Here is a 20836-nt window from a genome sequence, read left to right as displayed (position 1 = left end):
TGCGCAAGGAGTTCCGCGCCGCCCTTACTTTTTCCAACCGGCCGCGCGCCTCCAGGTCCCCACATGCCCGCTTCAGCTCGACTCGCCGTCCCGTTTCGCCCGACGCTTATCGCCCTGCTGTGCTCCCTGACTGTCACCGCCCACGCCGCCGACGGCGATACCAAGGCGTTGGTGCTGGACGACGTCAACGTCAATGCCCAGGCCCCGACGCCTAACGCCCTGCCCCCGGTTTACTCGGGTGGCCAGGTCGCCCGTGGCGGCCAGCTCGGCGTGCTGGGTAATCAGGACATGATGGACGTGCCGTTCAGCGCCGCGTCCTACACCGAACAACTGATCCAGGACCAGCAGGCCGAAGACGTCGCCGACGTGCTGCTCAACGATTCGTCGGTGCGTCAGGCGTCCGGTTTCTCCAACCAGGCGCAGATCTTCATGATCCGTGGTCTGCCGCTGACCGGCGATGACATTTCCTATAACGGCCTCTACGGCGTGCTGCCACGGCAGATCATTTCCACCGACGCCCTGGAGCGCGTGGAAGTGTTCAAAGGCCCGAACGCCTTCATCAACGGCGTGACCCCGACCGGCTCGGGCATCGGTGGCGGCGTCAACCTGCAGCCAAAACGCGCTGGCGACGAGCCGCTGCGTCGCTTCACCACCGACATCAACAGCGAAGGCCGCGTCGGTCAGCACTTCGACATCGGCCAGCGTTTCGGCGAAGACAACCGTTTCGGTGCGCGGGTCAACCTGTCCCAGCGCGAAGGCGATACCGCCATCGATCACGAGAACCAGCGCTCGAAACTGTTCTCCATCGGCCTCGATTATCGCGGTGACGCTCTGCGTGTTTCCGGCGACTTCGCCTATCAGAAAGAACGCGTCAACGGTGGCCGCAACTCGGTCAACCTCGGCACCGCCACGCACATTCCGGATGCGCCATCGGCTGATACCAACTATGCGCCGAAGTGGGGCTACACCGACATCGAAGACACCTTCGGCATGCTCCGCGCCGAATACGACCTGAACGACAACTGGACTGCCTACGCCGCTGGCGGCGCCAAGCACACCCGTGAAGTCGGTCGCTACAACTCGACCACACTGGTCGGCAACAACGGCGCGTCGTTCACCACTGGCTCGTTCATTCCTCACGATGAGGACAACACCAGCGTCATGGCGGGCCTCAATGGCAAGTTCAATACCGGCCCGGTCAGCCACAAGCTGAACTTCGGCCTGACCGGCATCTGGGCTGAGCAGCGCAGTGCCTACGATTTTGACCTGACCAAATACGCCAACAACATCTACCACCCGGTGGAAACACCATCGCCGGTCGGCAACTTCGCCGGTGGCGACAACAGCGATCCGGGCATCGTCGGCAAGACCTTCAACCGCAGCGTGGCGATTTCCGACACCCTCGGTTTCTTCGATGATCGCCTGCTGATCACCGCCGGTCTGCGTCGCCAGCAACTGGTCGTGCAAGGTTACAGCTACGCCAGCTACGGCAGCGGCCCGCGTTCTTCGAGCTATGACGAATCGATCACCACGCCGGTCTACGGCATCGTGTTCAAACCGTGGGAACACGTGTCGTTCTACGCCAACCACATCGAGGGTCTGGCGAAAGGCCCAACCTCGCCGACCAGTTCCGGCGGTTTCCGCGTGACCAACGGCAACGAGGTTTACGCACCGGCCCGCTCCAAGCAAACCGAGGCCGGGGTGAAGGTCGACATGGGCACTTACGGCGCGAGCCTGGGTGTCTATCGCATCGAACAGCCGAGCGATGGTTACTGCGAAATCGACAGCGCCACCACCTGCACCTACGTGCGTGAAGGCGAGCAGGTCAACAAAGGCGTGGAAATGAACGTCTTCGGCGAGCCGATCCAGGGCCTGCGCCTGATCAGCGGCCTGACGTTGATGGACACCGAACTGAAGAATACCCTCAACGGCGCCAATGACGGCAACCACGCCATCGGCGTGCCGACCTTCCAGTTCAACGCCGGCGCCGATTGGGATGTACCGGGCCTGCAAGGCGTAGCGCTGAATGCGCGGATGCTGCGCACCGGTGGCCAATACGCCGATGCGGCGAACAACCTGAGCCTGCCGACCTGGAACCGCTTCGATGCGGGTGCGCGTTATGCGTTCAAGGTCTCGGAGAAGGACGTGACCGTGCGTCTGGGCGTGGAGAATCTGGCGAACAAGAAGTATTGGGAATCGGCTCAGGGTGGATATCTGACTCAGGGTGAGCCGCGGGTTGCGAAGTTGTCCGGGACTATTGATTTCTAAGGCTGAAAAGCCCCTCACCCTAACCCTCTCCCAAAGGGAGAGGGGACTGACCGAGGTGTTCTTGCAAGTTACACCGACGTGTGCCATCGAGTCGAACTCAGGTTCTGAAAGGCACCCAAATCGGCTCCCTTTCCCCCTCACCTTTCAAAGGAGAGGGGACTGATTGCGGTGTTCTTTCGAGTTACGCCGACGTGTACCATCGCGTCGAACTCAGGTTCTGAAAGGCCCCCAATCGGCTCCCTTTCCCCTCGCCCCCTTGGGGGCGGTCCGACGTTTCGGGAGGGCTGGGGTGAGGGGGTAAATTTCACTGTCACCAAAATCTCCTGCCGAACACCCGAAAAAAGGCCCCACAGCCTCACCGCTGCGGGGCCTTGTTCCGTCTGGCCGATCCACTGGCCACCCTCGCCTTCTGATCCATACTTGCTGCACAGCAAACGGAGGACAGGCCCATGCACCGCAGCGACGTATTGATCATCGGCGCCGGCCCGACCGGACTGGTGTTGGCCCTGTGGCTGAGCAAACTCGGCGTGCGCGCGCGCATCATCGATAAAACCGCCGCGCCCGGCACCACCTCACGGGCGCTGGCAGTGCAGGCGCGCACCCTTGAGTTGTATCGGCAACTCGATCTGGCCGACACCGTGGTACGCAACGGCCATCGGGTCGCAGCGGCGAATTTCTGGGTCAATGGCAAACCGGTCGCGCAGTTGCCGCTCAATCGCATCGGCGAAGGCCTCACGCCTTACGCATTCGTCGAAATCTTCCCGCAGGATCAGCACGAACGGCTGCTGATCGAGCGCCTCGAAGACTATGGCGTGACGGTTGAACGCAACACCACGCTGGAAAGTTTCGAAGAAAGCGGCGACGGTCTCACCGCGCATTTGCGCCTGGCCGATGGCGAGCAGGAAATCTGTCAGGCCTGCTACCTCGCAGGGTGCGATGGCGCCCGCTCAGTGGTGCGCAAAACCCTCGACGCCGGGTTTCCCGGTGGCACCTATCAGCAGATTTTCTACGTCGCCGACGTCAAGGCCAGCGGCCCGGCGATGAACGGCGAGTTGCATCTGGATCTGGATGAAGCGGACTTTCTCGCCGTGTTTCCGCTGGCCGGCGACGGCCGCGCGCGGTTGATCGGCACAGTGCGTGACGAGCGCGCGGATCGCGCCGAAACTCTGGAATTTTCCGACGTCAGCAGCCGCGCCATCGAACACCTGAAAGTGCACATCGAAGACGTGCACTGGTTTTCGACCTACCGCGTGCATCATCGCGTGGCCGAGCACTTTCGCAGTGGTCGCGCCTTTCTGCTCGGCGATGCCGCCCATGTGCACAGCCCGGCCGGCGGACAAGGGATGAACACGGGGATCGGCGATGCGATCAATCTGGCGTGGAAACTCGCCGCGGTACTCAGCGGCGGCGCTGAATCAAACCTGCTCGACAGCTATGAAACCGAGCGCATTGCCTTTGCCCGCCGACTGGTTTCGACCACCGATAAAGTCTTCAGCTTCGTCACCGCCGAGGGACGCATGGCTGATCTGCTGCGCATGCGCGTGGCGCCATTTCTGATCCCGAAAATGGCCTCGTTCGAAGCCAGCCGCGAATTTCTCTTTCGCACGGTCTCGCAAGTTACCCTCAACTATCGCGGCATGCCGCTCAGCCAGGGCACCGCCGGCCACGTGCACGGCGGCGACCGCTTGCCGTGGGCGCATGATGGTGAGGGGGATAACTACGAACCGCTGCGCCAGCCGTGCTGGCAGGTGCATGTGTACGGCGACACCAGCGACGAAATGATCGCCTGGTGCCACGAACATCACTTGCCGCTGCATGTGTTCGATTGGCGCCCAGCGTTTGAAACGGCGGGGTTGGGGCGTAACGGTTTCTACCTGCTGCGCCCGGATACCTATGTGGCGATTGCGGATAACAGTGCAGATCCGAAGGTGATCGAACGTTACTTACGCGATCACGGGATCCGCCCGTTCTTTGCCTGCCTCTGACCCAAGGAAACCACAAGAACCTGTGGGAGCTGGCTTGCCAGCGATAGCGGTGGATCAGTCAAGATTGATTTTGACTGTGCTGACGCTATCGCTGGCAAGCCAGCTCCCACAGGGTTGTGCGTTGGTCTTTAGATCCCGGCCAAGGCCAGATCCATCGCAAAGTAAGTGAAGATCAAATCAGCACCCGCACGCTTGATCGCGCCGAGGCTTTCGCGCACCACACGATCTTCATCAATCGCACCAGCCTGTGCGCCGAACTTGATCATCGCGTACTCGCCGCTGACCTGGTACGCCGACAGCGGCAGGTTCGAGGCCTCGCGAATGTCGCGGATGATGTCGAGGTAGGCGCCGGCCGGTTTGACCATCAGCGCATCGGCACCTTCCTGTTCGTCAAGTAGTGACTCGCGCAGGGCTTCGCGGCGGTTCATCGGGTTCATCTGATAGCTTTTGCGGTCGCCTTTCAGCGCGCTGCCACCGGCCTCGCGGAACGGGCCATAGAGCGCCGAAGCGAACTTGGTCGAATACGCCATGATCGGAATCTGCGTGAACCCGGCGGCGTCGAGCGCCTGGCGAATCGCCCGCACCTGACCGTCCATCGCTGCCGAGGGCGCAATCACATCAGCGCCAGCGCTGGCTGCTGCCACCGCTTGTTTGCCGAGGTTGATCAGGGTCTGGTCGTTGTCGACTTCATGGTTATGCATCACGCCGCAGTGGCCGTGATCGGTGTATTCGCAGAAGCAGGTGTCAGACATCACGATCATTTCCGGCACGGCGTCCTTAGCGATGCGCGACATGCGCGAAACCAGACCGTCTTCGCGCCAGGTGTCGCTGCCGTTGCCATCCAGATGATGCGACACGCCGAAGGTCATCACCGACTTGATGCCGGCGCGGGCATAGCGCTCGATTTCGCTGGCCAGTTTGCGCTCGGGAATGCGCATCACACCGGGCATGCTCTTGATCGGCACGAAATCGTCGATTTCTTCTTCGACGAAGATCGGCAGGACCAGATCGTTCAGGCTGAATTCGGTTTCCTGGAACAGGCTGCGCAGGCTCGCATTGCGGCGCAGACGGCGGGGACGTGCTTCGGGGAACTGGCTGGACATGGGGCTTTCCTGAAATCGGCAGATGAGACGAAAGTCGTAGGGGGCGAAGCTTATGCCTTGCGGGGGTTGGGGTACAAACCTGGATCAATCAAGAGAGCGTTACTGAGTGCGCAATAATCTCACCGGATTGTGCACATCTCTTGTAGGAGTGAGCCTGCTCGCGATAGCGGTGTGTCAGTCGATATCAATGTTGACTGACACACCGCTATCGCGAGCAGGCTCACTCCTACAAGGGTTTGTGTTTAGTCAGGAGGGAATGGTCAGCCCTCGGATAACTGCTGGGCGGGCGAGGAAGCGCTCCAGCACACGGGTGACATTGGGGAAGTTGCTGATGCCGACCAGATCACCCGCTTCATAAAAGCCGATCAAGTTACGCACCCACGGGAACGTGGCGATGTCGGCGATGGTGTAGCGCTCGCCCATGATCCAGTCGCGTCCTTCCAGGCGACCGTCGAGGACTTTGAGCAGGCGTTTGCTTTCGTCGACATAACGATCACGCGGGCGCTTGTCTTCGTAATCCTTGCCGGCGAATTTGTTGAAGAACCCCAACTGGCCGAACATCGGGCCGATACCGCCCATCTGGAACATCAGCCACTGAATGGTTTCGTAGCGCAACGCGCCTTCCTGAGCGAGCAATTGGCCGCTTTTGTCGGCCAGATAAATCAGGATCGCGCCGGACTCGAACAACGGCAGTGGCTGGCCTTGCGGGCCGTGAGGGTCGAGGATCGCCGGGATCTTGTTGTTCGGGCTCAGCGACAGGAACTCGGGTGAATGCTGATCGTTGGCGTCGAAAGCGACCTTGTGCGGCTCATACGGCAGGCCAATCTCTTCGAGCATGATCGAGACTTTGACGCCGTTGGGGGTCGGCAACGAGTAGAGCTGAATCCAGTCAGGGAACTGCGCCGGCCATTTTTGGGTGATCGGGAACGCGGACAGATCGGGCATGGGAAGCATCCAGTCACAAATTGAACCCCGATCATAATGTAGGCGCTGCCGCAGGCTGCGATCTTTTGATTTTGAGCCTTTGAACAAGCGTAAAAGATCGCAGCCTGCGGCAGCTCCTACACGAACCGTAACATCCTGTCGTTAACCTGCAACCAAGCCGTTGGAACGAGCCGTTAAAGTGCTGCGCATTCGCCCGGATCGAACCAAATGGGCCTCAGGGGACTCTGAGCTATGCCTTTCTCGCAGAGGAAGCCGTTCACGACAGGGAAATCACCCGGTGCTGGGAGCCCGCGGTGCAAAGGTTTGTCAGCCTTAACCGAATTTGCTGAAGAATCCTTTATTACATGACGAACCTTTTGAGATTCGCCAAACGCTTCAAACATCGCGCCTATGTGGTCTTGCCCTCGCTGCTGGCGGTCAGTGCATTGTTCCTGTCGCTGGAGTCCAGCGAAAGTCGCGCGCAACCGGTCGACGGCACCCAGACCCTGGTGTTCCTGCGCCACGCGGAAAAGCCGGAGGGCGGTCTCGGCCAGCTCAACTGCCAGGGCTTGAACCGCGCGATCGACCTGTCGACGCTGCTGCCGGCAAAATTCGGCAAGGCCGATTACGTGTTCGCCGCGAACCCGACGCGCAACGTCGAGGAAGGCGAACTGGACAACTCCTACAGCTACATTCGTCCGCTGATGACCATCAGCCCGGCGGCGATCAAGCTCGGCCTGCCCGTGAACATTGAGTTCTCCGCCAATGACACCAGCGACCTGGCCCGCGAACTGCTCGACGACAAGTATCACAACTCGACGATTTATACCGCGTGGTCGCACGGCTATCTGCCGGAATTGATCAACAAGGTCGCGGGCAAAGCGGTCGGCGGCAAACAGAACATTACCGATGACTGGTCAGGCGATGATTTCGACTCGCTGTATGTGCTGACCCTGACCTGGCACAACGGCAAGGCCAGTCTGCAGAGCCACAGCTACAAGCAGGGGCTGGATCATGGCAAGGAAACCTGTCCGACCTGAGTCATTCGTTGCCTTTACAGGCCCCATCGCTGGCAAGCCAGCTCCCACAGTTATCGTGGATATCCATAATATCTGTGTCCACCCACAATACCTGTGGGAGCTTGCTTGCCAGCGATGAGGCCGGCAAAAAACACTATGAATCTTTCTGGTTCACCCGCTCGCGAAGATACTCAAGCACCGCCCCACGCTCCCCGGCGAACTCGATCCGCCCGCCCTTCTTCTCGCGCTGAAACACATACATCGGGTCGTAATACTCGCGCAGCAAGCCCTCGATCCAGCCACGATGCAGATCCACTGCGCCGCTGCGCGCCTGCTCAATCAATGCCTCTTCCATCAACAGCAACATGCGCTGATGCCGCTCGCCGCCGAGGCGTTTCTGCACGTTATTCAGGCTCTCGAGCAGGCGCTCCGAGAACAGCGTAAAGCCCTCCTCCCCGTGCACCGTGGCAAACTCCGCCGACAGATCGACCACGTAATCACGCAGGATCCGCTCGACGCGATCGTCAAAACGGTCTTCCAGCCACACCATCGGGTATTGCTGCATGCCCTGGTACAGCGGCAGCGGCAAGGCACAGCTGCCGACCACCCGGCTTTCGTCCTCGAGCACGAACTGCTCGATCCCGGCATCGCGCTTTTTGAGGATGTCGATGGCCAGACGGTTTTCAAAATCGATGTTCGACGGCTGCCCGGTGGCGCGCTTGCCGAAACTGGAACCGCGATGATTGGCGTGGCCTTCCAGATCAAGGCCATTGCGCAACTGCACCAGCACTTCGGTCTTGCCGGTGCCGGTCATGCCGCCCAGCAGGACGAAATCACACTGCGCGATGGCCTGTTCAGTGGTATCGATGAGGAAGTTACGCATGGCCTTGTAACCACCACCGACGCGCGGATAGTCGATGCCCGCCTCGTCACGCAGCCATTGCTGGGTGATCTGCGACCGCAGACCGCCACGAAAACAATAGATAAAACCATCAGGATGGACCCGGGCGAAATCGGCCCAGGCCTGGATGCGCTCGGCTTTCACCGCGCCGGCCACCAATTGATGGCCCAACTCGATGGCCGCTTGCTGACCGTGTTGCTTGTAGCAGGTGCCGATCTTCTGCCGCTCGATGTCGTTCATCAGCGGCAAATTGATCACGCCGGGGAATGCGCCCTTGTGAAACTCGACCGGCGCGCGGGCATCCATCAGCGGCCGGTCGTTGAGGAAAATGTCTCGATAGTCAGTGCAGTCGCGGAGCATCAGATCACCTCGACTGCGTTCGTCTGTCGCTCAACCAGTTCGCCGATTGACGCCAGATTCAGACCCAGCTCAGCGGCGACGGCAAGGAACTCGTCATTGCCTTCAGGGGTAACGGCGATCAGCAGACCACCGCTGGTTTGCGGGTCGCAGAGCACGCGTTTGTGCAGTTCCTGCACGCGGCCGACCTTGCTCGCATAGCTGTCGAAATTGCGCAGCGTACCGCCCGGGACGCAGCCCTGATCGAGGTAGTACTCGACGCTGTCCAGACGCGGCACGCGGTCATAAGCGATGCGCGCCGTCAGCTTACTGCCGTCCGCCATTTCCACCAGATGCCCGAGCAGACCGAAACCGGTGACGTCGGTCATCGCCGTGACGCCGGCGAGTTTGCCGAAGCGACTGCCGGGTTTGTTCAGGGTGCACATCCAGTCGCGGGCCACGCCAACATCGGCGGCGCGCAATTTGCCCTTCTTCTCGGCCGTGGTGAGGATGCCGATGCCCAGCGGTTTGGTCAGGTACAACAGGCAACCGGCGGTCGCGGTGTCGTTGCGCTTCATGTGGCGTTTTTCCACCAGACCGGTGACGGCGAGGCCGAAAATCGGCTCCGGCGCGTCGATCGAATGCCCGCCCGCCAACGGAATGCCCGCCGCGTCGCAAACGGCGCGGCCGCCGCGAATCACTTCGCGCGCGACTTCCGGCGCCAGCACATTGACCGGCCAGCCGAGGATCGCGATGGCCATCAGCGGATCACCGCCCATCGCGTAGATGTCGCTGATCGCGTTGGTCGCAGCAATGCGGCCGAAGTCGAACGGGTCGTCGACGATCGGCATGAAGAAGTCCGTGGTCGAGACCACGCCGCGTTCGGCATCGATCTCGTAGACCGCCGCGTCATCACGCGAGGCGTTGCCGACCCACAGTTTCGGATCGAGGTTCTGCGCACCGCTGCCGGCCAGAATCACTTCCAGCACCTGCGGGGAAATCTTGCAGCCGCAACCGGCGCCGTGGCTGTATTGGGTCAGACGAATCGGCTCGCTCATGGGGGAGTCTCAGGCAGTTAATGGGGCCGATTCTAGCAGAGCGCGCCGGGTCTATCCGATCGTTCCCACGCTCCGCGTGGGAATGCAGCCCGGGACGCTCCGCGTCCCTTCACGGAGCCGGAACGCGGAGCGTCCCTGGAGGCGTTCCCACGCAGAGCGTGGGAACGAGCAGCTTGAGGCAAGGCAAAAAAAACCGCCCTCACGGGCGGCTAAAAGTGCTTCGACCCTAAATCAGAAGCCAAGGCTGAAGCTGATGGTCATCGCATGATCGTTGCTGTCGTTCGACAGTTGGCCCGAGTAGCCGACGCCGAGTTTGCCGGTCGGGCTGATCTGGAAGTCCACGCCGGCTTCGACAATCGCGCTGTCCTTGGCAATCGGCACGCCTTGGGTGCTGAACGAGGCGCCGCCGTCGATGAAGGTCAGGTCGGCGTCAGGCTTGGTGTCGCCGAAGGCATGCCGCCAGCCGATGGCCGCGCGCGGGGTGAATTGCCCGCCGTTGGCCAGGGTGATGACTTTGCCGGCGCGCACGCCGAGGGTCGAGAAGGTGATGTCCTGATCGGCATCGGCTTCCAGGCGCCCTACTCCGCCTTTCTCCTTGGCCTTGTCGCTGTCGTAGTTGACGTAGGCCAGCCCGGCGAAAGGCTCAAGGGCAATGCCGCCGGCTTCAATCGTGTAACCGACTTCACCGAACACCTGCGCGCTACGAGCGTCGTAATTGGCCTTCAGACGGTCGTTGTAGCTGCCGACGCTGACGTCGCGTTTGGTTTCGATGTCGTGCCAGCTGTAAGCCGCGCCGAGGCGCACCGCCAGTGCATCGAACTGCGAGTTGAGGTACGCCGCCAAGTGGTAGCTTTCGACGGTGGCATCCGAGCGACGATCATGTGCGTCGAGGTCGCTGCGGGTATAACCAGCGGCCATGCCCACGCGCCACTGGTCATCGAGTTGCTTGTCGGTGCCGAGCATGAAACCGCTGAGGTTACGGTCGAGGCTGGCGCTATTGCTGTCGCCATCCGACTCACCCCAGGCGCCGAGAGCGCGGGCCCAGCCAACCATTTCGCCGTGGCAACCGTTGCTGCTCAGTTGGTTGCCACCTGGCGCCAGGGCACGGCGTGGATCATCCGCCGCGCTGCATGACGGTTGGCGCATGCGATCGTTGACCGCGTCGCGCACATAGCGCGAATCCTCGAGGATGGCGCTGGCGGTGCTGGCGTGGATCTCACCGGACAGACTGTCGAAGGCATTACGCGCACCGGCAACACTGAGGTTAACGATCTCGTTCTGCAACGCCGCGCCCGCCGGGCCATTGTTCGACAGCGCGGTGGCGGTTCTGAACTGGTTGCCGGTGGCGGCGACATCGGCGAACGAGTTGCCATTGCGGCTGACCACCAGGTTCACTGCATTGGTGTCATATACCAGTGCAGTGTTGAGGAACGCGTATTGCGGCAGGTCTGCGGCGCTGAAGGTGCCATTCACGCCACCACCCGCGGTGATCAGCGAATACGTGGTGTTGCCGGTGAACGGTGCCAGCGAGTTCACTTGCAAGGCGCCGCCCAGCGTTGCGGTGCCGCCGATTGCCAGTGGCGTCGCGGTTGGCGAGCTGACCGTCAGGGCCAGCACACCATCGCTGGCGTTGGTCAGGTTACCGGCCACGCTCAGGGTGCCTGCTTCGGAGCCCGAGGCGACAACGCCATGGTTGACCACCGAACCGACACTGCCGTTACCACTCAACCCCGCGCCATTGGCCACGGTGACTTGCCCGCCCAGCGAAGCCCGCGCCGACCGGCTGCCGACTTGCAGCACGCCTTGATCGACCGCCACAGTGCCGCTGAACGGATTATCGCCGGTCAACAGCAAGGTGCCGGTACCGCGTTTGAGCATCGCGCCAAGTCCGCGCAACGATCCGTTGAACTGACCATTGAAGTTCTGCACAAAGAACAGCGAAGCATTGTTGAGGATGTTGCCTTGCAGGCTGGTGGTGTTACCGACCAGCGTACCGCCGCTGACCGTGGTGCCACCGCTGTAGGTGTTGGCGCCGCTCAATACCAGCGTGCCGGAATCAAGCTTCTCGATGCCCCCCGTGCCCACCAGCGGCGCGGAGATTTCCGCACTCCCACCGGCATTGACCCGCACTGGCGCGAGGCTGCCGTCCGCGCCGTTGACCGGGGTCAGCGTACCGCCAGCCCCCGGAACCAGGCTGTAGCCGCCGGCGAGGAATTGCAGACCGGTGAAGTTCTGATTGCCCTGCACGGTAACCGTACCCGCTTGACCGCCGAACACCGCGAACTGACCATTTGCAGCCAGGGCCTGAGTACCACTCGGATCGGTCCAGTTGGTGTCCGGCCCCCACACACCGCTGCCGCCACCGATGCTGCCGTCCGGATTGGTGGTGCCACCGTTCCAGAACTGCACCTCACCCGGGGTGCCTTGCACCAGCAGGTTGATCTGATTGGCAATCGCAGTTTGCAGGGTCAGATTGGCCGCCGACACCGGCAGGCTGCCATACACCAGACCGTTGTCGGTCAGGCTGCCGCCGTAGCTGAACAGTTGATAAACCCCGGTGCCGAAGCCGCCGGCGTTGCTGATGTTCAACGTACCGTCGAGGGTCAGATTGCCGGCGACATTGACCACGGTGGTCGAACTGGTCGCCGAGCCGAGGCTGAAGTCCAGATTGGTCCCCGAGGACAGTGCCAGCGAACCGACCGACAACGGCGTTGCTGTAGCGCCACCGACCAGCGTCGCACCGTCGGCCAGTTGCACAGCGCCGCCGAACTGGCCGCTGCCGCCGACGCCTGCGCCGCTGGCAACGTTGACGTTGGCACTGTTGAGCGTGCCATAGACCAGCAGGCTGCCGGCTTGCACCGAGGTGTTGCCGCTGAAGCCATTGTTGCCGGTCAGGAGCAAATCGCCGCTGCCGGTTTTGTTCAGCGTGCCCGCGCCGGTGAGGTTGCCGGTGTAGCTGCCATCGGCATTCTGCTCAAAGGTCAGCGTGGCGTTGTTGACGATTGCACCTTGCAGGCTGCTGGTGTCGCCGAATGTGCTGCCGCCGTTCAGCGTGGTGCCGCCGCTGTAGGTGTTGGCGCCGCTGAGGGTCAGATCGCCTGCGCCATTTTTCACCAGACTGCCCGCGCCAGTGACAGCGCCGATCAGCGTAGTGTTCTGGTTGCCGGCGAGGGTCAACTGCCCGCCCAGATTGATCGCGTTGGCCAGTTGCAGCGCCGAGGTGCTGTCGAGACTGCCATTGCCGGTCACGTTCAATGCACCGCTGCTGATCGCGCTGTTGTTGCCGAGAATCAGCGTGCCAGCGTTGAGCTGCGTGCCGCCGCTGTAGCTGTTATTGCCGTTGAGGGTCAGGCTCGAAGCGCCGGCCTTGATCAGGCTGCCGCTGCCGCTGACATCGCCATCCAGGGTCAGCACATTGGAACCGGCGACGGTCAAGCCACCGTTGACCAGCACATCATTGGCCAAGGTCGCGGCGGTGTTGCTGTCCAGCGCGGTACCATCGGCGGCGGTCAGGACGCCGGTGCCGAGCGCGGCGTTGTTGCCGACGACAATCTTGCCGCCGTTGAGCGCCGTGCCGCCGGTGTAGCCGTTGGCCGCGTTGAGCACCAGCGTACCGGTGTCGTATTTGCCCAGCGTGCCGCTGCCATTGATCGCCACACCGAGGGTTGCCGTGGCGTTCGGGTCAACCCGCACCGTGGCATTGCCCAGCGAACCGTTGACCAGATTCAGCGAGCCCGCCGTGCCGTTCACCAGGCTGTAGCCATCGGTGACGAACTGCATGCCGGTGATGGTTTGCGCGCCATTGACGGTGACCGTGCCGGCCGCGCCCTGGAACACCGCGAAATTGTTGGTCCAGGCCTGGTTGGTGGTGCCGTTGACGTCGGTCCAGTTGGTGGTGCCGGTGCCCCAGGTGCCGCTGCCCCCCTCCACCGAACCATTGGCCACCAATTGATTGCCGTCCCAGAATTGCACGGTGACGCCCGGTGCGGTGACCAGCAGGTTGATCTGATTGGCCAGTGCGGTTTGCAGTTGCAGATCGCCCGGGCTGACGCTACCCGGCAACGTGCCGAAGAGCATGCCGTTGTCGGTCAGGCCGCCGGTGTAGTCGATCAAGCGATAGACGCCGCTGCCGAAACCACCGATGTCACTGACGTTGAGGGTGCCGTCGAGGGTCAGGTTGCCGCCGACACTGACCAGCGCGTTGCCGCCGCCGGACACCGGAGTGCCAAGGCCGACGTCGAAGTTGGAATTGCCGTTGAACACTAGCGAACTCACGTTCAGCGTACTGCCGGTGACGCCCGCCAGATGACCGCCATCGGCCACGGTCACGGCACCGGTCAAGGTGCCGCTGCCACCGAGCGTACCGCCGCTGTTGACCAGCACATTGCCGCTGGCCAGCGAGCCGTTGACCTGCAGGGTGCCGGCGTTGACGTTGGTGTCGCCGGTCAGGTCGCTGATACCGCTGAGGGTCAGCGTGCCGCTGCCGAGTTTGCTCAGGCTGCCGTCACCGCTGAGGATGCCGGCGAAGGTGCTGCTGACGTTGTTGCCACCGAGGCTCAACGTATTGCCCGTACCGATCAGCGCCGTGCCGCTACCAGTGAGGCTGGCTAGGCTGCCCGATGCACCGAGATTCAGCGCCGCGCCACTCGCGAGATTGACCGTGGCGTTGTTGCCCAGCGCCGCGCCACTCAGCGTGGTCAGGCTGCCGGACGCTACATCGAAGGTGCCGCTGAAGGTGTTGCTGCCGCTCAGGGTCACGTCGGCCAGACCGTTTTTGCTCAGCGTACCGGCGCCGGCAATCACACCGCCGAGGGTCAGGTTGTTGTTTCCGGCCAGGGCCAGATTGGCATTGACGTTGAGGTTGTTGGCCAGCACCAGTGGCGCGGTGTTGTCGAGGGTCGAGGCGCCGGCCACGGTCAGCGCGCCGCTGCCCAGAGAGCCACCCGTGCCGAGAGTCAGCGTGCCGGCATTCAGCGTGGTACCGCCCGAGTAGGTATTGATGCCATTGAGCGTCAGGTTCGACGCGCCGTTCTTGATCAACCCGCCCGCGCCGCTGACCACACCTGCAAGGGTCAGGTTGTTGCTGCCGGTGTTGCTCAGGTTGGCGTTGAGCACCACATTGTTGCCCAGGCTCAGCGCACTGTTGCTGTCCAGCGCCGAGGCGCCCGCCACGGTCAGGTTGCCCAGGCCCAGTGCCGAGTTGCTGCCAGCGGTCAGGGTGCCGGCGTTGAGGGTGATGCCGCCGAGGAAGTTGTTGTTGCCGCTGAGGGTCAGGTTGGCTGCGCCGTTTTTGCTCAGGCTGCCGGCGCCGTTGACCGTACCGGCCAGGGTCAGATCCGCCGTGCCGCTGATGCCGAGGTTGCCGGCCAGATTGACTGCGTTGTTCAGCGAAACCGCAGTGCTCGCATCCAGCGTGGTGCCGCCCGCCGCGTTCAACGTGCCGGAGCCCAGCGCCGAGTTCGACGCCAGAATCAGTCCGCCGGCGTTCAAGGCTACCGGGCCAAGGAAGGCGTTGTTGCCGCCGAGGGTCAGGTTGGACGTGCCGGTTTTGATCAGGCCACCGGTGCCGCCAATCACGCCGTTAAGGGTCAGTGCATTGCTGCCGACGATGGTCAGGTTGCCGTTCAGCGTCGCGGCGTTGGCCAGTGTCACCGCCGCGTTGCTGTCCAGTTGCGTACCGGCATTCGCCGTCAATGTGCCGGTGCCGAGCGCGGTATTGCTGCCGACGATGATTTTGCCGCCGTCCAGTTGCGTGCCGCCGGTATAGGTGTTGGCACCGCCGAGCACCAAGGTGCCGGCGTCAAGTTTATTGAGGATGCCGCTGCCATCGATATTGGCATTGATGGTCGCGGTCACGCCCGGATCGACGCGCAACGAAGTGGTGCCGCCGGTGCCGTTCACCGCCGTGAGTTGCCCTGCCGCGCCGTTGACCACGTTGTAGCCATCGGTGAGGAATTGCATGCCGGTGAACGCTTGCGTGCCGTTCACCGTCACCGTGCCGGCAGTGCCCTGGAACACCGCGAAGTCGCCGGCCCAAGGTTGGTTGACCAGACCGTTGGCGTCGGTCCAGTTGGTGCCGACCGCATTCCACGTGCCGCTACCGCCATCGACCACGCCGTTGGCGATGGTCTGGCTGCCGTCCCAGTAACGGATGTTGCTGTTCGGCGCGGAGACTTGAATGTTGATCTGATTGGCCACGCCGGTCTGCACCAGCAGATCGCCAAGACCATAACCGACCGGCACGCTGGCCACGTCCAGACCGAGGTTGGTCAGGGCGCCGGTGTAGTTGAACAGGCGATATACACCAACGCCAAAGCCGCCGGCATCGGTGACGTTGAGATTGCCGTCGAGGGTGAGGTTGCCGCCGACGTTCATCAGCGACGCGGTCGACGGTGTGCCCAGGGCCACATCAACGTTGCTGCCGGCGCCAAGAGTCAGAGCACTCGCCGACAAGGTGTTGCCCGACGACAACGCCAGATGCCCACCGTTGTTGATGTTGATCGCGCCGAGCGCCGAGCCGGTACCGGTCAGGGTGCCGCCGGTATTGACGTTGACTTGCGCACTGCCCAGCGAACCACTGAGATTCACGATACCGCCATCGATCGCGGTGTTGCCGGTAATGCCGTTGATCCCGGTGAGGTTCAAGGTGCCGGTGCCGACTTTGACCAGGCCGCCGCTGCCGCTGAGGTCACCGTCGAACGTGCTGGTGACGTTGCCGGCGCCGACGGTCAGGGTGTTACTGCCGGTCAGTTGCACACTGCCGCTGCCGGTCAGCGCGCCGAGGCTGGCATCGCTGCCCAGATTCAGCCCGGCGCCGGCGCTGATGTTGACCCCGGAAGTGTTGCCCAGCGCATTGCTGTTGAGGGTAGTGACGCTGCCGGACACGATATTCAGCGCACCAGTGAAGGTGTTGCTGCCAGCGAGGGTCAGATCCGACAGACCATTTTTGGTCAGGCTGCCAGCGCCATCGATGATGCCGTTCAAACTCAAATCGTTGTTGCCGGCGACGGTCAGTCCGGCATTCAGGGTAATGGCGTTGCCGATGCCAAACGAGGCGCTGTTATCCAGCGTTGCCGCGCCACCGACGACCAATGCGCCGCTGCCCAGACCGTTGGCATTGCCCAGAGTCAGCGTGCCGGCGTTGAGCGTGGTGCCGCCGCTGAACGTGTTGTTGCCGTTAAGGGTCAGGTTGGCCGCGCCGTTCTTGATCAGTTGGCCGGTGCCACTGGTGACGCCGCCGAGGGTCAGGTTCTGCGTGCCGCCCACGCTCAGTGCCGCATTCAGAGCCACGGCGTTGTTGAGGCTGACCAGCGGCGAGTTGCTGTCCAGCGTCGCCGCACCGGCGACAGTCAGAGCACCGGAACCGAGTGCCGAACTGTTGCCGACAGTCAGGGTGCCGGCGTTCAGCGTGGTGCCGCCAAGGTAATTGTTGGCCGCGTTGAGAATCAGATTGGCCGCGCCGTTTTTCACCAGACTGCCGGCGCCGCTGACCAGCCCGGTCAGGGTCATGTTTGCCGTACCGCCGATGTTCAGCGCACCGGCCAGTGCCAACGCATTGTTCAGGCTGACCGCCGTGTTGGCGTCCAGCGTGGTGTTGGCCGCCGCGTTCAACGTGCCGGAGCCCAGCGCGGTGTTACTGCCGACGGTCAGTTTGCCGGTGTTCAACACGGTGTTGCCAAAATAAGTGTTGGCGCCGTTGAGGGTCAGATCGGCAGCGCCGTTCTTGGTCAGCCCACCGATACCGGCGACCACGCCGCCCAAGGTCAGCGCATTGCTGCCGCCCAAGGTCAGGGTGCCGGCGAGGTTGACGTTGTTGGCCAGCGTCGCGGCGGTATTGGCATCCAGCGAAGTGCCGTTCGAGGCGTTTAGTGTGCCGGTACCGAGTGCTGTGTTGGAGCCGACCACCAGCGAACCGGCGTTCAGCGCCGTGGTGCCGGTGTAGGTGTTGTTGCCGTTGAGGGTCAGGCTCGAAGCGCCGGTTTTGATCAGCCCGTTGCCGCCACTGATCACCCCGCCGAGGGTCAGCGCATTGGCGCCGCCAGCGGTGAGGTTGGCGTTGAGAATCACGTTGTTGTTGAGGGTCACGGCGGAGCTGCCGTTGAGGGTGCCCGCGCCTTCCACTGACAAGGCGCCGGTGCCCAGTGCCGCGCCGTTGCCGACAGTCAGGCTGCCGGCATTCAGCGTGGTGCCGCCGCTGTAGGTATTGGTGCCATTGAGCGTGAGATTGGCCGCGCCGTTTTTCACCAGTTGGCTGGCGCCGCTGATCACCCCGCCGAGGGTCAGCGCGTTGCTGCCACCAATGCCCAGGCTGTTGTTGAGAATGACCGCGTTGTTGAGGGTCACCGCCGCATTGCTGTCGAGGGTTGCCACACCGCCGACGGTGATATTGCCGCTACCAAGCGCGGCGTTGGCACCCGCCGTAATCGTGCCCGCGTTCAACGCGACGGCACCAAGGAAGGTGTTGGCGCCGTTGAGAATCAGATTGGCCGCGCCGTTTTTGGTTAATCCGCCGCTGCCGCTGACAATGCCGCCGAGGGTCAGGTTGGCGCTGCCGCCGACGTTCAGATTGCCGCCGAGCGAGACCGCGTTGGTCAGCGCCACTGCCGTGCTGGCGTCGAGCGTAGTGCCCGCCGCTGTGGTCAACGCGCCAGTGCCCAGCGCGGTGTTGGAGCCGACAATCAGCGTGCCGGCATTCAGCGCGGTGCCGCCGGAGAAGGTGTTGTTGCCGCTGAGACTCAGGTTGGCGGTGCCGTTCTTGATCAGGTTGCCGGTGCCGCTGACGATACCGCTCAGGCCCAGTGCCTGCGTGCCGCCAAGGGTCAGCGCCCCGGTCACCGCGACCGCGTTGGCCAGGGTCACCGCCGCCGTCGCATCCAGCGTGGTCCCGGCGGCGGTATTCAGCGCACCCGTGCCCAGCGCGGTGTTGCTACCCACCAACAGACTGCCGGCATTGAGCAGCGTGTTGCCGCTGTTGGTGTTGTTGCCGGTCAACGTCAGGCTGGCGGTGCCGGATTTGGTGATGCCGCCGGTGCCGCTCAACACGCCGCCGAGGGTCAGGGCATTGCTGCCGAGCACATTGAGCGCGCCGGTCATGCCGATGTTATTGGCCAGGGTGACGTTGGTGGTGCTGTCCAGACTGGTACCGGCGGCAGTGTTCAGCGCACCGCTGCCCAGCGAGTTGTTATTGGTCACCAACAGGCTGCCGGCGCTGAGGGTGGTGGTGCCGGTGAACCCGGTGTTGACGCCGCTGACCGTCAGGCTGCCGCTGCCGGTTTTGGTCAAGCCACTGCTGCCGCTGATCAAGCCGCCGAGGGTCAGCGCGCCGGTGCCACCGGCGGTCAAGGTGCCACCGAGGTTGATGGCGTTGGCCAGGCTGATCGTGCCCGGTGCGCTCAGGGTCGTCGCGCCGGTGACGTTAAGGGTGCCGGTGCTGAATGCCTGATTGTTGCCGATCTGCACCGTGCCGCCATTGAGCGTGGTGTTACCCAGGTAGGTGTTGGCGGCGCTGAGGTTAAGTTGGCCGGTGCCAGCCTTGGTGAAACCGCCGCTACCGGAAATCACCCCGCTCAGGGTGGTGGCGTTGCCGCCTTGTACCGTGACGCCGCCGGCGCCGAGGGAGATCAGGTTGCTGATGTTCAACCCGGCATTGCTGGCCTGCAGAACCCCGCCGTTGGAGGTGAGCACACCGCTGCCGAAGGTGGCGTTGTTGTTGAAATTGGCGATACCGCCGTTGAGCGTGGTCGCGCCACTGACCAATGGCCCCTGCAAGGTCCAGGTGCCGCTGTTGAGGGTCAGGTTGTTGAAGTTGATGTAGGTGGCGCTCGATGCCGTGCCAGTCCCGGTGATACCACCGCCGACGCCAGCCGGATTTTGCAGGACCAGGCTGTTGGTGCCGCCCGCACCGCCATCGACCGTGCCGGTTGGCGCAAAGGTCAGGTTGATATTGACCAGACCACCAAGGCCAACGCTGATCTGTACACCGTCACCGACGTTGACGCTGGAGCCGGTCACCGCAGTGAAGGTGTTGGTGCTCGCCGCGCCCATCGACACACCGCCGGTAATCGCACCGGCGTTAGTGAAGGTGTTGCCCGCCGCCGACGTTTCGAAGGCGATTCGGCCGTTGATGACGCCGGTGTTGCTGTTGGTCATGTTGACCTGCGAACCACCGTAGACACCGATCACCGGGGTATCCGCCAATGTGATGCCGCCGATCGAGAGTCCTGTCGAGGTGATGGTGCCGTTGTTGGTGATGCTGGTGGTGCCGGTTGCCGCGTTGTTAACCGAAAGGGCCAGGCCGTCGATGCTCGTCAGGTTGAGCCCCAGTAACATCCCGGTGCCCCGCATGATCGCGCCAGCGTTGTTGAGCACGCTGACCGTGCTGGTAGCGCCGCTGCCGATGAATGCCCCGCCACTCAAAACCGACACCAGACCGAGGACTGCCGGGTCGATGATGCCGGAGTTGTTCAGGGTGATGTTGACCCCCGTCAGGTCCATGACATGCCCGCCAAGGGTCGCGTTCATCTGCGCGCCGCTGTTGACGTTGACCGTCAGGTTGTTAGAGGCACTGGCAAAGTCGTTGGGAACCAGTGGCAGTGGCGGCACCCCCGTACACGTCACGATTGAACCGGCCGTGGAGCACGTGGCCAGCGCAGGTGCGCTGACCCCGCCGAACAGCAGCCCGGCGACGCTCAGATGCACAGCAAGGGAAAGTGGGGAAAAACGCGAAACGAGGGCGACACCAAACCTTGCTTCCACGGGCTACTCCTTGTCGTGGCCAATTTCTTCCTTGAAGGCGCGCAGAGCCGTGCTTATTCCACGCGCGAATCAAGACTGCGACGGTCATCACAAAACCGCGTTATTGGGGACAAAGCTAGTAGACGCCCGGCAATGGGGCACGGATTAAATGGTGTTAATACTTTAATACTAGAGGGGTCTGGAATAAGCGTTTCAGCCCATATCCACGGGCCTTCAGCCTGCCGCAACTCCCTGTAGGAGTGAGCCTGCTCGCGATGGCGGTGTGTCAGTCAGCCCACGTTTTATTGATAAACCGCCATCGCGAGCAGGCTCACGCCTACAGGGTTTTGCGGTGAACAGGTATACCTGATCAGTCCGTCAGTTAAATTTACGAATTCATCGATTTTTCATGGCATTGAAAAAACTGGTACGCCTTGTGCAAACGTTTGCGTAACGTCAATCCCCGCGTTTTCACCACAAAACCGTACAAGCCCACGGAACACGGGCC

Annotated in this window: 8 protein-coding genes; 3 read left to right on the top strand and 5 right to left on the bottom strand. The window is 62.6% G+C overall.

Features of this window, described 5'->3' with window-relative positions; translation table 11 throughout:
* The first annotated feature begins 63 nt into the window (after nt 1-63).
* Together ACIPIZ_RS04740 and ACIPIZ_RS04735 are read left to right on the top strand one after the other, a co-directional pair.
* Nucleotides 64-2268, top strand: a complete 2205-nt coding sequence (locus ACIPIZ_RS04740; protein ID WP_064388259.1) for a TonB-dependent siderophore receptor — start codon at nt 64-66, stop codon at nt 2266-2268.
* A 449-nt stretch (nt 2269-2717) separates the two neighbouring features.
* Entirely contained in the window at nt 2718-4253 is a 1536-nt protein-coding gene (locus ACIPIZ_RS04735; RefSeq protein WP_105704818.1) for an FAD-dependent monooxygenase, read from the top strand.
* 128 nt (nt 4254-4381) lie between these two features.
* Here ACIPIZ_RS04735 and hemB read toward each other — a convergent pair whose 3' ends face one another.
* Together hemB and ACIPIZ_RS04725 are read right to left on the bottom strand one after the other, a co-directional pair.
* Nucleotides 4382-5356: a porphobilinogen synthase gene (gene hemB, locus ACIPIZ_RS04730; RefSeq protein ID WP_064388265.1), complete on the bottom strand. Its 975-nt coding sequence runs from the start codon at nt 5354-5356 to the stop codon at nt 4382-4384.
* Nucleotides 5357-5602: 246 nt separating this feature from the next.
* The gene (locus tag ACIPIZ_RS04725; protein ID WP_105704816.1) at nt 5603-6301 is read right to left on the bottom strand and encodes a glutathione S-transferase family protein; all 699 of its coding nucleotides are present in this window, start codon (nt 6299-6301) and stop codon (nt 5603-5605) included.
* Nucleotides 6302-6645: 344 nt separating this feature from the next.
* Between ACIPIZ_RS04725 and ACIPIZ_RS04720 the strand changes: the two genes are divergently transcribed.
* Nucleotides 6646-7320 (top strand): hypothetical protein, encoded by a 675-nt coding sequence (locus ACIPIZ_RS04720; protein WP_064388270.1) that lies wholly within the window; start codon nt 6646-6648, stop codon nt 7318-7320.
* A 133-nt stretch (nt 7321-7453) separates the two neighbouring features.
* Here ACIPIZ_RS04720 and mnmH read toward each other — a convergent pair whose 3' ends face one another.
* The 3 genes from mnmH to ACIPIZ_RS04705 all read right to left on the bottom strand — a co-directional run bounded on the left by mnmH (nt 7454) and on the right by ACIPIZ_RS04705 (nt 20349).
* Nucleotides 7454-8560 (bottom strand): tRNA 2-selenouridine(34) synthase MnmH, encoded by a 1107-nt coding sequence (mnmH, locus tag ACIPIZ_RS04715; RefSeq protein ID WP_122660734.1) that lies wholly within the window; start codon nt 8558-8560, stop codon nt 7454-7456.
* Nucleotides 8560-9594: a selenide, water dikinase SelD gene (selD, locus tag ACIPIZ_RS04710; protein ID WP_105704814.1), complete on the bottom strand. Its 1035-nt coding sequence runs from the start codon at nt 9592-9594 to the stop codon at nt 8560-8562. The genes mnmH and selD overlap by 1 nt, the downstream gene beginning before the upstream one ends.
* Before the next feature lie 231 nt (nt 9595-9825).
* The gene (locus tag ACIPIZ_RS04705; RefSeq protein WP_401164325.1) at nt 9826-20349 is read right to left on the bottom strand and encodes an autotransporter-associated beta strand repeat-containing protein; all 10524 of its coding nucleotides are present in this window, start codon (nt 20347-20349) and stop codon (nt 9826-9828) included.
* Nucleotides 20350-20836: the final 487 nt, after the last annotated feature.

This window comes from Pseudomonas sp. NPDC087690, from assembly GCF_044743175.1.
GTDB lineage: Bacteria > Pseudomonadota > Gammaproteobacteria > Pseudomonadales > Pseudomonadaceae > Aquipseudomonas.
This window is presented reverse-complemented; position numbering and strand designations above follow the sequence as displayed.